The sequence below is a fragment of the Gluconobacter sp. ESL1110 genome, assembly GCF_058107395.1.
Map to the genome: position 1 here is coordinate 843,986 of NZ_JBYLUK010000007.1, position 15,611 is coordinate 859,596.

Below are 15,611 nucleotides of genomic sequence, written 5' to 3' on the forward strand. Positions count from 1 at the left end.
GATGTCCTTTTGTTGCTAGGACATTAAGGTGTCAGTGAGAGCATGGTTGCCTGAAGAGGAGCCTAAGGATGAGCGATCTTGCGAAACTGAAGAATGTAGGTAAGGCAGCATTGGCTGATTTTGCTGTTCTCGGAGTAACATCAACAGCGCAACTGGCGGCGTGTGAAGCAGATGATCTTTATGTGAAACTGTGTGCGCTCACCGGGCAGAGGCATGATCCCTGCGTACATGACGTTTTTGCCGCGACCATCCATGAGGCTCGGACAGGAGAAGCTCTGGATTGGTGGGTCTTCACGCCACCCCGTAAAGAACGGATGAAAGCAGGGAATTTTTGCAGAATCTAACGAATGAAAACCTGACCCGTGGAATACGACAGCCAGATGTCATGCTTGGCGAACCAGTCTGACCCCAGAAGCATATCTGTTTGATCGTGGACTGGGGCTACGGTCAGAACCGGGTTTTCCCAGACCGTGCCTCCCATGGAGAAGCGTTTGAATCGGTGCCAGTGGTAGCGGCGTTCATGCAGATCCACTCCGGCTGTCGTGCCGCCGGGATCGAGAGCCAGAAGTTCGTCCGTGAGACCCAGCCGATAAGCGAAATCCGTACTGATGATATGCGAGCGTGCACCGCTATCCAGCAGGGCGGTGCCGTGGGCGCCATCCAGTGTGAACGTGACCATCATGCGGCCGTCAATGACGCGGGCAGGCAAGGTGTTCCATTTGCCCTTCCATGATGGCGCAAGCTGGCAGTCTGAAGAACTGGGCAGGATTTTCCAGAAGATGAGCTGCTGATGTGGCACATCGAATTCCAGATCGTATCCGTCCAGAACATCCGCTCCCAAAAGTCCCAGAATGGGTGGGCGGATCATGGGAGAGCCGGGGAGAGACCCTACGGGCATGGAGCCAGCCCCCAGTGCGAGTTTGCCAAGACGCAGATCGGCGATGCGGCTGTTCGGGACCAGTCGGGGAGCCCCATTTGGCCCCTGCATGACGGTATGGCGGTTCTGGTCCTGCGGCAGGCGGAGCGTCCTGATTCCTTCAGGCGTCATCAGGCTTCCCTGTGAGCCTGTATCCACAATCATGGAGGCAGCCTGGCCGTTGATCTGAACAGGAACACTCAGATAACCGCCATCATTACGAAGAGGGAGGACTGTGGCCTGGGTCATGCGACAGGCTCCGGCATCTGCATGCCCTGTCACGGCCAGAAGGGATGCCAGAAAGCCGCCGATCAGTCGTTTCATTTCTGCTCCGCCCTTGGATGTGCCTTGCGCCAAACGTCCAGCAGGTGCTTTTCGTCTGCCAGCGTATAGGCCTGGGTGGTGGAAAGGCTGGCGTGACCCATGAGTTCCTGAATGGCGCGCAAATCTGCGCCGCCTTCCATCAGATGGGTTGCAAAGGAGTGGCGCAGCGCATGAGGGGTGGCGGAATTCGGCAGACCTTCGCCTTTACGCCATTCCCGCATGGCGCGTTGGGCGATGCCGGGGTTCAGGCGCCCCCCGCGCGTGCCGCAAAATAAGGGAGCATCGGGGGAGGGAGATGGATGGGCGGCTTTCCATGTCTCCAATGCCTCGCGCACGGCGGGAAGGAGGGGAACGAGGCGTTCTTTCCCGCCCTTACCGACAACCCGGAGCATGTTCTCGCCAGCGTTTGAAAGATCCCGCACGTCCAGTGCGAGCGCTTCGCCAATGCGTAATCCGGTGCCGTAGAGCAGCGTGAAAAGGGCCTTGTCCCTGAGGGCAGCGGCGCTGGTGTAGGCGTCGTCGGAAATCCCTTCGGGAGCGGCGAGAGCCTGTTCCTGACCCAGGGGGCGGGGAAGACGTTTTTTCAGGCGCGGTGTGGCCAGAAGTCCGGGAGCGGGATTTGATATATCGAACCGGACGGCCAGATATCGGTAAAACGACCGCAAGGCCGACACGCGGCGGGCTCTGGATCGGGCGCGGGAGTCTGCGTTCGTGGCGCGACGTGTAGGTTTTTCGCTGCGGGCGGTTTCATGGGCCAGCCAGGCGCGCAAATCAGCCAGAGACAGTTTTGCGAGGGATGTCAGATCAACATCTCCGCCCAGATGCTGCTCGAAAAAGGCCAGTGCGAGAACAATATCGTGCCGGTAAGCCTCGACCGTTCGCAGGCTGGAGCGTCGTTCATGGGTCAGCCATTCGGTCCAGTCACGCAATGCGTCATGGGCCATCATGGCATTTCGGGCTCAGGGAGGTTAGACACAGGCATGGCATCCAGCAGCCTACCCAAGCCTGACCTCTGGCGAAAGCCACCTCCCACCGGAACGCGCGTTTCGGTGCTCGTTCCGTTGCCTTTTCCGGGACCGCTGGACTATCTGGCCCCCATGCCGCTTCAGCCGGGCGATCTGGTTACGGTTCCGTTGGGAAAGCGGGAAATCGTTGGATGCGTCTGGGACACAACCACCACGGTTCCGGCTGATTTCGCGACAGCACCTACGCGTGAAGTTCCACTGTCCCGCCTGCGTCCCGTGGTTGAAAAGCTGGATGTGCGCCCTTTGCCGGGTAGCCTGCGGCGGTTCATCGACTGGGTGGCGGCCTATACCCTGACGCCGCCAGGGCTGGTTCTGGCTATGGCGACCCGTATTCATCTGAAAGACGCGCCAAAACCGTCGCTCGGTTGGGTTCGGACTGAGCAGCCCGAAGATGGCCTGCGTGTGACGCCAGCACGTCGCGCTGTTCTCGATGTGGCATCCAGCACGGCGATGACGACATCCGATCTTGCGGCGGCCAGCGGGGCCAGTTCCGCCGTTATCCGCGGTCTTGCGACGGCTGGCCTGCTGCGGGAAGCCGTGATTTCGGTGGCCGCTCCGTTCGCAACTCCAGACCCGACCCATGGCGCACCGCAACTTTCCGAAGAACAGGCAGATGTTGCACAACACCTTTGTCGTCCGGTGAAAGAACAGCGTTTTGACGTGACTTTGCTTGAGGGCGTGACAGGGTCTGGCAAGACGGAAGTCTATTTTGAGGCTGTGGCGGCTTGTCTGGCTCAAGGCAAGCAGGTGCTGGTCCTGTTGCCGGAAATTGCCCTGTCAGCGCAGTGGACGGATCGGTTTATCCGTCGCTTTGGTGTGGAGCCGGCGGTCTGGCATTCGGATCTCGGAGCCAAGCGTCGGCGGGAAACATGGCGTGCTGTAGCTGATGGCACGGCACGCGTTGTTGTTGGTGCACGGTCAGCCCTGTTCCTGCCGTTTGAAGATCTGGGTCTCGTTGTGGTGGATGAGGAGCATGAAAGCGCCTTCAAGCAGGAAGAAGGTGTCATGTATCACGGGCGGGATATGGCGGTCGTCCGTGCCCGTTTGGCCAACGCGCCTGCCATTCTCGTGTCTGCCACGCCGTCTCTGGAGACGTTGGCGAACGTGGAAGGCGGTCGCTATCACCATGAACTTCTGACGGCCCGACATGGTGGCGCAACGATGCCGGATGTGTCTTTGGTCGATATGCGGTCTGACCCGCCGGAGCGGGGATTGTTTCTGTCTCCGGTGCTTTGCAACGCCATTGATGAGACGCTGAAGAATGGGGAGCAGGCGATGCTGTTCCTCAATCGCCGTGGTTATGCGCCGCTGACGCTTTGTCGTGCCTGCGGGCATCGGATGCAGTGTCCCAACTGCTCGACCTGGCTGGTGGAACATCGGGCGCGTGGTATTCTGACCTGCCATCATTGTGGCCATACCGAGAGCATTCCGTCAGACTGTCCGCAATGTCACGCCGAACATTCTCTGGTGCCGATCGGGCCGGGGATCGAGCGCATTACGGAAGAAGCAAAGCTCCGTTTTCCGGAGGCGAAGATTCTTGTCATGTCTTCGGACACGCTTGGGTCTCCGGCTGCTACGGCGGAGGCTGTGCGGAAGATCACGGATGGCGAGGTCAATCTCATCATCGGAACGCAGATCGTCGCCAAGGGCTGGCATTTCCCCAAGCTGACGCTTGTGGGTGTGGTCGATGCGGATCTGGGGCTAGGTGGCGGCGACTTGCGGGCAGCAGAACGCACGGTTCAGCTTTTGCATCAAGTCGCGGGTCGTGCGGGTCGTGCGGAACGTCCCGGCCGTGTGCTGCTTCAGAGCTATGTGGGCGAGCACCCGGTCATGACGGCGCTCGTCTCGAATGATTTCCAGACCTTCATGGAGCAGGAAGCGGAGCAGAGACGTCCGTCTTTCTGGCCGCCTTATGGGCGTCTTGCGGCGTTGATTGTCAGTGCGGCGACAGCCGATGCGGCGGATGCGCTGGCAAAGGAAATCGCGTTTGCGGCACCGGAGCGGGAAGGGGTTCAGGTTCTGGGGCCAGCGCCTGCACCGCTGGCTGTACTGCGTGGAAGGCATCGGAGGCGATTATTGCTGCGGACCATGCGCGGAATTGCTGTTCAGCCGATTTTGCGGGACTGGCTGAAAGACATCAAACCCAAGGGAAGTGCCAGGATCGATGTTGATATCGACCCGATTTCGTTTCTCTGACCGTGCTTCGGAATGGTTCATGAAATCACAATAGTTTCACAGAGTAACAATAAAGATCTGTTAAACACCCTAAGCATCAAAATAGGGCATGAGGCGTGTTGTCAGACAGAGAGCGTAGCCAGTGGCTGGCGGATCATATTTTGCCAAACGAAAGCCTTATCCGGTCGTGGCTTGCTCGGTATTCCGATTTTGAGGCAGATGATATTATCCAGGAAGCTTATGTTTTTATTATCAACGTAGATAAGAAGAACATAACAAATCCTGTGGGGTATTTTTATACTATATGCCGAAATATCGTATATCGAAAATATAAAGAGATGGATGTTATTAAGATTAGTTCGATTTCTGCAATCCAGAGTGAAATGTTAATTGATCCAGTACCTCATCTGGAAGAAATTGTTGATGCAAGGTCCGAACTAAGATTTCTGGAAGAAATAATACAAAAAATACCTGAAAAATATCGTAACGTATTCATAGAAAGAAAAATAAATGGGCACACGCAGAAACATTGCTCAAAAAAGCTGGGTATCTCAGAGAATATTGTAGAGAAGCGGCTTGCACATTCTCTTGCTTTGGTAGCAAAATTTTATTCGCAGCGTGAAAGTCAGTACAAAGTGACACCGATAGGATGGATACGTGGGAATAAAAAAATCTCCTGATGAAATTGCGGCAGGCTGGATGGCTCGCATAGACAGGAGTTCCCTCACGGCCTCTGAAAACCAAGAATTACAATTATGGCTTGGTAGCGATATTCGTCATGAAGGTGCTTTTGTGCGGGCGCAGGCAATATGGCATGCGACCGAACGGGCTAAAGCCCTGTATAATCCAATGAATTTTCAACACAGTCGGACAAACACCGTCTCTCGAAGAACGTTTTTTTCCACGGCAGCGGCTATGGCCCTGTTTTGTGTACCAATGAAGAGTGGTGAAGCGAGTACAAAATATAAAACTGAAAATAACATTTTTAAAATAAATGAAAAAAGAAAATCTATAATTTTAGATTGTTATTCAGAAGTGAATTCAAAATCTAATTTTTTGTCTATTTCTTATGGTAGGTGCTTTTTTTCTGGGGTTAATCATTGCATTAATTTAGGAAATATTTTTGCCATTGTTAATGGAAGTATGCTCGTTACAAAAAATTCTCTATGTGATCGTGCATTGGTTACAAATGGTACTGCTGTGATTTATGGAGGCACTCTCTCTCCGGAGAGAAAAATTCTTGCAGGAACCGAAATTATAATCAGGCCGCAGGAAAAAATACGCATTGATACTGTAGAACAAGAGCGTATGCGGCGCTTAACGGACTGGACAAGAGGCGAGGTGTTACTGGAGACGGAAACGTTATCTGAGGCCTCAGAAATTTTTAACAGGTATAATAGCAAGCAGATTGTTGTTTCCATGAGGCTAGCAGGTCTGCGTCTTTCGGGAATGTTTGATCTTACGAAGCCAGATCTTTTTGCGACTGCGGTAGAAGCTGTCTTAGGAGGAGTGATTAGAAGAGATAGTAATAATATCTATCTGGAATAATTATCGACACAAAAGTGTCATAACAAAAAGCGGCGGAAATTTAACTCTGAAAGACTCTTTGAGGGAAAGGTGTCTCTCTCAAGGTTTTAAAATGTTCCGCTTAAGTCGATTCCAAATTCTTGCTCTATCGTCCTCAATGGTATGCATGGTACCTGCTATTGCTTCAGCGGACAGCAATGAAAATACCTTTGCAATTCCAGCACAAAAACTCACTTCAGCACTTTCTACTTTTAGTAGGCAAACTGGAATGCGAATTGTGTTTGATGGCAATGCTGCTGATAATATGCGTTCCGTCCCGCTTCATGGCACGATGAATAATTTCAAAGCCCTCACGATGCTTATTGGAAAAAACTTCAAAATTATCTCTTCAAACTCAAATTTTATCGTACTTAAAAAATTAGACAAAAATCCCAAATACAATAATAAAAATTACGAAGATAACGTAACCGTTCAAGGTCATAGAAAAGAACTACGTACCAAGCGCACCTTTGCTGGTGTGGTTGATTCAATGACGTATGATGATCTTTCTAATCTTGGTGGAGCAACATCTATTGCTCAGATGCTAACTCAACTTCCAGGCGTTACAGGTATTCGTAATGGCGATGAGCCTCGTTATATCAGCGTACGAGGCGTTTCGTCCGACCTTAATCAGACGACCTTAGATGGAATAACGCTTGCAAGTATTAGTGATGGAGGAAGTATCAGGCGTCGCGTGAATCTTCAAAATATACCAGCAGAAATGACTGGAGAAGACAGTATTTATAAAACGTTTACCGCAGAGCAGGATGGAGGAGCTATCGGTGCTGTTATCGATATGAATCCAAGAAGTGCTTTTGATCACAAAGGTTTATACAAATACGTAAACGTATACGGAATTTACTCGACGGAAAAAGGGTCTGCCGGGGCAAATAGAATACCTGGTATGTCTCCACACTTGGGACGGGGTGCTAAAGTTGTTTTGTCGGATAGATTTGGTAAAAATAAAGAATTCGGTATCATGACTTCTTTTCGATACCAAATGAGGACGCGTAATACGAGTAAAACGTGGCAAGAAGACAGTTATAATTATTACGACAAAAAAGGGAAAATTCTTAAACCGAATGCCAGTACGACGCCAGGCTGGAATGGCATGACTGCGCCTCGTTACGTTGATAGCGGCAGTTATTCTAATGATTTGAATACATTAGGGGGGGCTACGCGCCTAGAATGGCATCCGGTAAATAGTGGACTGACTGCCTCGGTGATGGGTTATGCATACGAGCGGTGGGAAAAATCTTTTATGGAGCATAATGAGTATCTTTTAGATGATACCGGGATCTGGAACCAAACTCCTACTACGGGCCGAGAATATATTTATCGGGCGCGAACGACGGCACGTAAAGATAACTGGAAGATGAATACCAACGGTGTTTTGGGAAATCTAAGCTGGTCTGATAATATTTCCACAATAAAATTACGTGCGGGTTATACGTGGGAAGATTATTTTAATCATGAACCATATATAACTGCTCGCGCTTACCCTTCAGAAAAGGCAAATCAGGCAATATTTGCCGATTATTATATTGATCAGGATAATGTTGCGACGCTTAACCACATTAGTGATCTGAATAAACTCCTTAATAGCGGTTATAAATTCCAAACGGTTCAACAGGAATATGATCGTGACCATGAAGGAGTGACAAACGTTCGCTTGGATTACACGCGGAACCTCAATCAAAATTCCCACGGTTTTGGGTTCGCCAGCGGATTTGAATGGCGCAGCCTGAACGCGACGAACTCTTCTGATCAGATATGGTATGCTCCAGGAGGAAGTGCCGGTTCCAGTATGTTTATTCCGGATATGAAAAATCCCAATGGACCATTTGTCGATTTGAATAATTTTCTATGGGACAAACAGACCATCGACAAAAGCAAATCAAAACAAACCACACAGCTAGCCTATTTCCGTTATCAGGAGCAGCTTTTTGATGGTTATGTTTCTCTGCATTATAAATGGAAAAATTCTCAACTCATTGCGGGTGTCAGGGCGGACGCTGTAAATTTTAATGCCTTTATTCCAGAAACAGATGGAACAAACGCCACAGGAAAAATTAATAAGAAAACAGGCGGGTATATTAATCCGTTACCTTCACTCACCTTTGTTCATGAGTTCCCTCATAATTTGATATTGCACGCGGTTTACAGCCAGTCTGTCGGGCGCCCACAACCAACAGATCTTGCTCAGGCTGAACAATTCAGTTGTGGTAACAATGATGATACTCAAGGCGGCGGGGTTGAATGTTCCCTGACACGTGGCAACCCTAACCTAAAGCCTCGTAAAGCTCAGAATTTCGATATTTCTCTGGATAAATTTTTCAATCGTGGTCGAGGAGTTTTTAGCGTAGCTTATTTTGATAAAATGATAAAACACGATATTTATACTACTCGTGCAACAATGTTGATTAATGATCAGCTTACTTACGTCAAGCAGCCACAAAATGCCAATAATTCGTCTCTTATGGGAGTAGAGGTTTCTCTGGTTAATAGGAGTATTAGAGGCCCGTGGAGGCAGTCATTTGACATAAATGCCAGCGGAACCTGGATGCGGGGAAGGATGACGTATAAAGGGTCGAATGTTTCTTATAAATTGCATGCTCTGACAGAGCAGCCAAAGTACATTTTTAATGGTGGAGTTACATGGAATATTCCACAAATTCGAGGTGCTATAAAAGCGACCTTTTCTTATTCATCAAAATATTTAGAGGGTCTTAATGACGATCCATCTCAAATCTATGGCTATGGTTCACAGCCGAGTCTCGACATTGGCGCATGGCACGACATTACGAACGATCTGCGTTTCAAGTATGAAGTGTATAATTTGGCCGGTTCGCATACGCGTATGTACTATGGAAAAAATCTAAATAGACTTGAAGCAAAAGAAAATTATGGAAGAAGTATATACTTCGAATTGGTTTATAATTGATGTGGTAATTATTGAATTTCCGGTAAAATTCTGAGTTGTTTTATTTCTATTTTTTATATTGGAGCGTTTTGGTTCGTTTGTGACCTTTGGACGAAACAATCTTGAAAAAGAGGCGGCCAGAGACCTTGAATGGTTTCTGGCCTGCCTGGGTTAGCCCTTCCGGTTGCGGAAAAACTGGATGGTGGCAGCCACTACGGAAATGACGGCAAGCGCCTGTTGAAAATAGGGACGAAAACGCTTGGGTCCGATGGTGGCCATAGCAGTCATGCCCGCCAAACCAATTTCACGGGCGCGTCCTGCGTGCTTGCAGCAGGCTTTGACTTTGCTGCAACAGCCTTGCTTGGCAGGTGTCTGTTCAACGGGAACGGTCTTGGTCTTCATGAAAATCCTCCTGAATAGAGTGAATCAGGGATTGAACGCTGACGAATACAAGAGGTTGTGTCCGTCAGTCTTCCTGCCCGTCTTTCTCTTTCTGAAGAATCTTGAGTTGTTTGTCTGCATCAGGGGCGTGGGGATCAAGCTGCATCATCTGTTTGTAAGCGCGCAGGGCGGCCTCTGGTTCATGCCTGTCCCGCTCACTCTCTGCCAGCATTCCCCACGCTGTGGCATCTCCTGGGTCAGCCTGGATTGCGATACCCAGATCGGCAATGGCTCCGTTATTGTCGCCAGCGGCTGATCGTATGGCCGCTCGGTAACGGCGCAGAATGGGCTGATCGGGCTGGAGAGTGATGGCGGACGTCAGATCATCTTCGGCGGACTGGAAATCATGCTTGCCGAGAGCGTCCTGCGAATCGGTCAGAAGCATCCGCACCGCTCCGGTCAGGCTGCGGTTCCGCAATGTTTCCGCCTGATCGGCGAGTTTGCGCGCATCCTTGTCGTTTCCAGCGAGAGCGAGAGCCTTTTCCGTTTCAACAAGCCGTTCCTGAACGGTCTTGTGGTGCGGATGTGCCTTGCCGGAATCGGATGTGGCAGAATCGTTTTTGACGGGGGGAGGCGTCTGACCTGAGGGCGCTGACGCGGCAGGCGCCGGAGAGTCTGCGGGAGTCGCGGAGGCAAAAAAGACCGGAGTACAAAGCAGAACGGCGCCAGCCATCAGCCAGCGCCGTCCAATTGTCATCCAGCGGATCAAGGCAATTAGCCCTGACGTGCCTTCATGCGCGGGTTCTTCTTGTTGATGATGTAAACGCGTCCACGACGGCGGACAACGCGGCAGTCCTTGTCGCGGACCTTTGCGGACTTCAGGCTGTTGCGGATCTTCATGATGTTTCCAGGCTCTCGACTGTGTGGTCCATGATGGACCGGATAGCGGGCCGGAACGCCCGCAAAAGGATGGCCCCGCTTACCGATGGTCCGTCAGTGAGTCAAGGACAACTGCGTTCCGAAGCGCGGAAAAGCTACGGCAAAGGGTTCTGCAACGGTGTGTGACTACCGGGCCAGAAGGCTTGTCCCGAGATTATTTTCCCCTAATCATGCGGCCATGATCAAGCGTCGCTTTGTGGCCACCCTGCTTCTGGCCGTCCCGCTCGCCTTTCCGGTTCTGGCTCATGCCGAAGATGGAGGGGCCAAAACCAACGATGATGATCCGTCGATCAATGCTTTGGGGATCGGAGTTAACCAGATCCTCAAGGTTTTGCAGGTTCATCCTGATTCTGCCAGCGATTCCTGCATCAACGCGCTTAAGGAAATGCATGCGGCGCAGGATCAGTTGAGCAAGGAAGAAGGACACGAGAACAATCAGGACGTTGAGGTGGCGCGTGATGTCACGGCGTCCAGTATGGAAGACGTGACGACCATCTGCGGGACGGATGCCCGGACCCTGTGTCGCGAGTCCGCTGATGGAAATCCCACTCTTGCTAAAGCCTGCCACGCTTTGCCACATGAAGACGACTGACAGAGTTGAGCATCACAATGCGGCGATAAATTCCGTCAAATCATGTCATGTGTATTCAGGGGCTAACCATTATAGTGCCGGAGGAGTAGGGTTTCCGGCCTGAGTTGATGATAACAACTGTAAGACTGCTTCGGAATGACCCGTTTACCTGGCAGGGATAGCCCTTCTTGACCGCTGTACTCCAGTCGGTCTTCCGCCCGGGATGGATCCAGTTCAGCCTTAGAACCTGGATTGCGCTGGTCGTAGCATTGGCCACAGCTTTCTGGGCTCAGGTTGATACGCCTGCGGGTGCCGGTGTGACCGTTATGATTCTTGCCCAGCCGCTGCGTGGGCAGGCTCTTTCCAAGGCACTTTATCGCTTTTTAGGCACGTTGCTGGGAGTTGGTGTCTCTATCCTGCTGATCTCCATGTTCAGTCAGGATCGTGGACTGTTCCTTGGTGGTGTTGCTCTGTGGATGGCCGGATGTGCCTTTGTCGGCACTCTGGAGCGGGATTTTCGGGCCTATGGCGCCCTGCTGGCTGGGTACATGGTGGCGCTTGTTGCTGTCGCCAGCGTTGATAGTCCCCAGAACATCTATCATGTCAGCGTGGCCCGAGCGTCCACCGTGGCAATCGGTGTGGCTTCCGTGGCGGTCGTCAACCTGTTGTCCGGCTCGCCTCAGGCCTGGCGAAATCTCGCGCGGGGATTACAGAATCTGGGGCAGAGAATCCGTGGGCTGAGTCATGCTGCGATTATGGGGGATCCCCCTCCTTCGGCGCAGGGCACCACGGCGCTTGCCTCCGAAATCCTGTCTTTGATGACCCAGATTTCCTATGCGCGGACAGAGCTTGATCGCAGCCGTTTGCGTATGGCGGGTGCCAAACTCAGCATTATCGGCATGTTGACCGTTCTGACATGCAGCCGTGCCATTTCCACGCTTCTGAAGGAAGGAGACGTAACGGAAATCATGGTGCGCTATGTCCGTCAGTGGCATGAGCGTGTTGAAGATGGCACGAACCGGCAGGAAACGATGGGAACGATCCTGTCGAATATTCGGAAGGAAGACCCTGAATATTTTCCGACAGCTCGGGATGCCTGGTTTCTGGAACGTGCGGCGACGCTGTTGAGTAACCGGCTCCATATTCGTACGGGTATCAGCACGCTTATGAAGGCCACTCCGGCTGGAGAGGCTCTTAAGCTCGCAACCCTGGCCAATAATACGGATTACATTACAGCCTTCATCAACAGTATGCGGGTGCTGATCGGTTTCAGTTTTGTCGCCGCTTTCTGTATCGGGACAAGTCTGCCTGCTTCGGCAACAGCCCTGTCCCAGTGCGCACTGGTGCTTGTTCTGGCGTCCTCATCTCTGGATACGGCGCAGTTCGGTAAAGGTGCAATGATCGGGACGCCGCTGGGTATTGTGGCTGCGGCTTTTCTGTCCTTCTGGGTCTTGCCCTACGTCTATACATTGCAGGGGCTTGCGTTTGTTCTGCTGCCTCAGACGGTTATTGCCTGTCTGCTGCTCATGAACCCGAAGACCTCAGCCATAGGCTTCCACTACGGTGCGTTCTTCCTTGTGTTCGTAGGACTGGGCAACCATCATAGCTATGACCCGGAAGCCTTCATCGAACGCAACACCTTTTATTTCATCTCCGCTGTCCTGTCCTTCATTCTGCTGGTTCTGTTATGGCCACCCACGGCGCGGCGACACCGTTTCCGGATTGCCGTGGCCATTTCCTCCGACTTGGAGTCTCAGCTTGGCGGCCATGGTGAGGCGATGGGGCCAGCCCTTCTGAGCCGGAAATATGATCGACTGAGCCAGCTTCTGCTCTGGACGAAGCGTCTCCCTAAAGGAGGGACAGCGTCCGAGCATGTTTTTGAACGTCTTGTTGCGCTGGAGGATCTGTCCAGTACGATCGCCCGTGTTCGTCTTTATCTTGATCAGGCTGCACGTATGCCGTCTCTGCGCCATCTTGTCCGTCCTGCCCGCAAGGCTCTGGCGCGTGACAGTCTGGGCGTTCTGGAGCGCGAGCTGGCGGATATGACGCAGGAATTTCTTGATCGTCTTCGTCTTGGGGCGCCCAGTGAGGAAATCCTGATCATCAACTGTGTTGGTGGACTTGAAGCCGTACGGGTCATGCTTTTGCGGAACCGGACGGCTGTTCATCATTATGGAATAGGACGCAAACGATGGTGATGACACAGGTCGTAGACCTTGGGGGTCTGCTCGTCTCCGCGTTTGTCGTCAATCTGGCCCTGTCACTTCTGACGCTGGCCATTCTCCGCTGGCTCATGGGCTGGTTCGATCTCTGGCGTTTCGTCTGGGATCCGCCATTGGCCCAGTTCGGCATCCTTATCTGCCTTCTCGGGCTTTACACCCTGATCCTCTGATACAAGGCCGTTTCCAGTGCTCTCCAGTGCCCATCGTCTGGTCCGCCTGACCATTACCATCTCCATCCTTGTGGTGGCTGCTGTCGTGGTGGTTATCCTGTGGGACTACTACACGGCCTCTCCCTGGACCCGGAACGGACAGGTGCGTGTGCAGGTCGCCAATATTGCGCCGCGCGTTTCCGGGCAGATTTTGCATGTGAACGTTCATGACAATCAGCCCGTCCATCGGGGGGATGTTCTGTACGAAATTGACCCGTTCGACTTTCAGGTGGCTGTGGATGCTGCCAAGGCAAAGGTTGCGGAACGCAAGGCGGATATGGAGTTCAAGGAGGTCCAGTCCGAGTGGCGCAAGGCCATTCCGGGCGTGGCTGTCTCCAAGGAAGAGAAAAAGCAGTACGTTGCGCTCGCCCAGCAGGCAGCAGCGCAATACGCTTCAGCACAGGCGGAACTGCGGCAGGCCGAAATCAATCTGGACCGTACGAAGGTCCGGAGTTCTCTGGACGGGATCGTCACGAACCTGATCATGCGTCCGGGTGATTTTGCGACGGCGGGCACAGTGAACATGCACGTCATTGATACCAGTTCCTACTGGATTGACGGGTATTTCGAGGAAACCAAGGTTCATGATCTGGATGAGGGTGATCTCGTCCGCATGGATCTGATGGGCTACCATGACCCTCTCTACGGGCATATCGAGAGCATCACGCGGGGTATTGCCAGCAACAATGCGCTTGTGAACGAGCAGGGCCTGCCGACGGTCGATCCTGTTTATACCTGGGTGCGGCTGGCGCAACGTATTCCGGTACGCGTGAAAATCGACAAACTGCCGGATGATCTGACACTTGCTGCGGGCATGACGGCGACGGTCACGGTTGTGTCTGAATCGGGAAACCGTCGCCATCGCTCCACACAGGATGCGTTCCAGCATTTCGGGGACGATATTCGACATCTTTTTGGTCATAAGTAACGGATTGTCTTGTGATTTTCACAATCCATCTTCTGTTTTAGCCGTTAACATACCGGACAGAAAATCGGATATCTGAAAACGGGGCGGCAGGTAGCTTGCCCTGATTTTACAAACTGAGAAGGAAGAATTGTGCACGCATCCCTTTCTTGCCGGACACTGGGCTTCGCGCTGAGTGGTCTGTGCCTTGTCGCTGCCTTCTCAACGGCTGAAGCCGCTGCGACGGATAAAGCCCGCAAAGCCGGAGCACTTGTCAGTTCAGGCCCTCTGGCGGACGCATTGAGTCTTCCGGATGCGGGGAAATCCCTGCGGATCACCTATCTTTCGACGGATGGTGTGACGGGGAAAGGGCTCGTGCCCGTGACGGCTGAGGTGATTGTTCCTGCGGGGGAAGCTCCTGCCGGTGGCTGGCCAATTGTCGCCTGGGCGCATGGGACCGTGGGCAACGACGATAGCTGTGCCCCCTCCCTGAACCCGTACAGTGCCCGCAATACACAATATCTTTCGGAATGGATGAAGCGCGGCTTCGCCATTGTCGCGACAGACTATCAGGGTTTGGGAACGCCGGGTGTTCATCCGTATCTGAACACGCGGGCCGAGGCTTACAGTGTTCTGGATTCCGTCCGCGCCGCACTGAAATCTGTTCCGGGCCTTCAGAACAAAATCATGATCGTTGGTCAGTCTCAGGGTGGTGGGGCTGCTTTCGCTTCCGCAGCTTTCGCTCCTGCCTATGCGCCAGACCTCAACATTCGTGGTACGGTTGCAACGGGTATTCCCTATCTGACCCCGGAAATTCTCTCGGCTATGCTGGCGCAGGCGGGTAAGGCAACGGGCTACAGCCCTCTTGTGGCCTATACGCTTCTGATTGGATCATCTTACGCGGGCCTGAACCCTCATTTCCGCCCGGAAGAGGCGTTTACAGCCAAGGCCATGCCAGCCTTCAAGGCGGCAGAAACGTCATGTCTGACGGGTCTGTCTGATCTGGCAGAGAAAGATGGCCTGACGCTGGCAAATGCACTTCAGCCAACCTATGCCAAAGCCATGTCTCCGGCCATGAAGGGTATGATGTATCCAACGCTGAAACTGGCACAGCCACTTTTTGTCGGTACGGGAGGCGCGGATCAGGACGTCCCGACGCCATTGCAGCTGGGGCTGGTCAAGGCAGCCTGTGCGGCTGGAACCGTGGTCCAGGCGCATCTGTACAAGGGACTGGATCATTCGCAGACGGTGAATGCGTCTCTGCCGGATTCTGCCGCGTTTACAAAGGCGGTCATGGCCGGAGATGCGGTACCCTCAACCTGCGGTGCTCTGTCGCAGTAAAGGACTATTCAGCGCAGGTCTGTTCGACACGGCGGACCTGCGCTGGTCTGACTTTGCTCGCATGATGAGGAAGGTCAGGCATGGACACCTCCTAGGGTTTGTGGTCAGAAAGCCC

The 15,611-nt window shown here is 52.7% G+C and carries 15 protein-coding genes; 11 read left to right on the forward strand and 4 right to left on the reverse strand.

Annotation, left to right across the window (positions count from 1 at the left end; all coding sequences use genetic code 11):
• Nucleotides 1-68 precede the first annotated feature (68 nt).
• Entirely contained in the window at nt 69-344 is a 276-nt protein-coding gene (locus AC3B6F_RS08015) for a helix-hairpin-helix domain-containing protein (protein ID WP_489823927.1), read from the forward strand.
• Here AC3B6F_RS08015 and AC3B6F_RS08020 read toward each other — a convergent pair.
• Together AC3B6F_RS08020 and AC3B6F_RS08025 are read right to left on the reverse strand one after the other, a co-directional pair.
• Nucleotides 341-1,240, reverse strand: coding sequence for a retroviral-like aspartic protease family protein (locus tag AC3B6F_RS08020; RefSeq protein ID WP_489823928.1), 900 nt, complete (start codon nt 1,238-1,240; stop codon nt 341-343). The genes AC3B6F_RS08015 and AC3B6F_RS08020 overlap by 4 nt on opposite strands.
• The gene (locus AC3B6F_RS08025) at nt 1,237-2,187 is read right to left on the reverse strand and encodes a tyrosine recombinase XerC (protein ID WP_489823929.1); all 951 of its coding nucleotides are present in this window, start codon (nt 2,185-2,187) and stop codon (nt 1,237-1,239) included. Before AC3B6F_RS08025 ends, AC3B6F_RS08020 begins: the two co-directional genes overlap by 4 nt.
• Nucleotides 2,188-2,220: 33 nt before the next feature.
• On the opposite strand from AC3B6F_RS08025, the gene AC3B6F_RS08030 reads away from it, so the two are divergent.
• From AC3B6F_RS08030 to AC3B6F_RS08050, 5 genes are all read left to right on the forward strand, one after another.
• Nucleotides 2,221-4,461: a primosomal protein N' gene (locus tag AC3B6F_RS08030; RefSeq protein ID WP_489823930.1), complete on the forward strand. Its 2,241-nt coding sequence runs from the start codon at nt 2,221-2,223 to the stop codon at nt 4,459-4,461.
• Between the two features lie 95 nt (nt 4,462-4,556).
• Nucleotides 4,557-5,120, forward strand: a complete 564-nt coding sequence (locus tag AC3B6F_RS08035) for an RNA polymerase sigma factor (RefSeq protein WP_489823931.1) — start codon at nt 4,557-4,559, stop codon at nt 5,118-5,120.
• A complete protein-coding gene (locus AC3B6F_RS08040) occupies nt 5,098-5,988 on the forward strand; it encodes a FecR family protein (protein ID WP_489823932.1) in 891 nt (296 codons plus the stop codon). Before AC3B6F_RS08035 ends, AC3B6F_RS08040 begins: the two co-directional genes overlap by 23 nt.
• Nucleotides 5,989-6,133: 145 nt before the next feature.
• On the forward strand, nt 6,134-8,950 hold the full coding sequence (locus AC3B6F_RS08045) for a TonB-dependent receptor domain-containing protein (RefSeq protein ID WP_489823933.1): 2,817 nt from the start codon (nt 6,134-6,136) through the stop codon (nt 8,948-8,950).
• A gap of 129 nt (nt 8,951-9,079) precedes the next feature.
• Nucleotides 9,080-9,349: a hypothetical protein gene (locus AC3B6F_RS08050; RefSeq protein WP_489823934.1), complete on the forward strand. Its 270-nt coding sequence runs from the start codon at nt 9,080-9,082 to the stop codon at nt 9,347-9,349.
• Between the two features lie 46 nt (nt 9,350-9,395).
• On the opposite strand, the gene AC3B6F_RS08055 is transcribed toward AC3B6F_RS08050, so the two are convergent.
• A complete protein-coding gene (locus tag AC3B6F_RS08055; RefSeq protein WP_489823935.1) occupies nt 9,396-10,067 on the reverse strand; it encodes a tetratricopeptide repeat protein in 672 nt (223 codons plus the stop codon).
• 17 nt (nt 10,068-10,084) lie between these two features.
• Nucleotides 10,085-10,210 (reverse strand): type B 50S ribosomal protein L36, encoded by a 126-nt coding sequence (gene ykgO, locus AC3B6F_RS08060; protein WP_007281615.1) that lies wholly within the window; start codon nt 10,208-10,210, stop codon nt 10,085-10,087.
• A 217-nt stretch (nt 10,211-10,427) separates the two neighbouring features.
• On the opposite strand from ykgO, the gene AC3B6F_RS08065 reads away from it, so the two are divergent.
• From AC3B6F_RS08065 to AC3B6F_RS08085, 5 genes are all read left to right on the forward strand, one after another.
• Complete coding sequence (locus AC3B6F_RS08065) at nt 10,428-10,841, forward strand: hypothetical protein (protein WP_034880666.1); 414 nt, start codon at nt 10,428-10,430, stop codon at nt 10,839-10,841.
• Nucleotides 10,842-11,008: 167 nt separating this feature from the next.
• Nucleotides 11,009-13,018 (forward strand): FUSC family protein, encoded by a 2,010-nt coding sequence (locus tag AC3B6F_RS08070; protein ID WP_489823936.1) that lies wholly within the window; start codon nt 11,009-11,011, stop codon nt 13,016-13,018.
• Nucleotides 13,012-13,212, forward strand: coding sequence for a DUF1656 domain-containing protein (locus AC3B6F_RS08075; protein ID WP_010504136.1), 201 nt, complete (start codon nt 13,012-13,014; stop codon nt 13,210-13,212). Before AC3B6F_RS08070 ends, AC3B6F_RS08075 begins: the two co-directional genes overlap by 7 nt.
• Before the next feature lie 16 nt (nt 13,213-13,228).
• Entirely contained in the window at nt 13,229-14,179 is a 951-nt protein-coding gene (locus AC3B6F_RS08080; protein ID WP_489823937.1) for an efflux RND transporter periplasmic adaptor subunit, read from the forward strand.
• Nucleotides 14,180-14,308: 129 nt separating this feature from the next.
• Nucleotides 14,309-15,496 (forward strand): lipase family protein, encoded by a 1,188-nt coding sequence (locus AC3B6F_RS08085; RefSeq protein WP_489823938.1) that lies wholly within the window; start codon nt 14,309-14,311, stop codon nt 15,494-15,496.
• Nucleotides 15,497-15,611 lie beyond the last annotated feature (115 nt).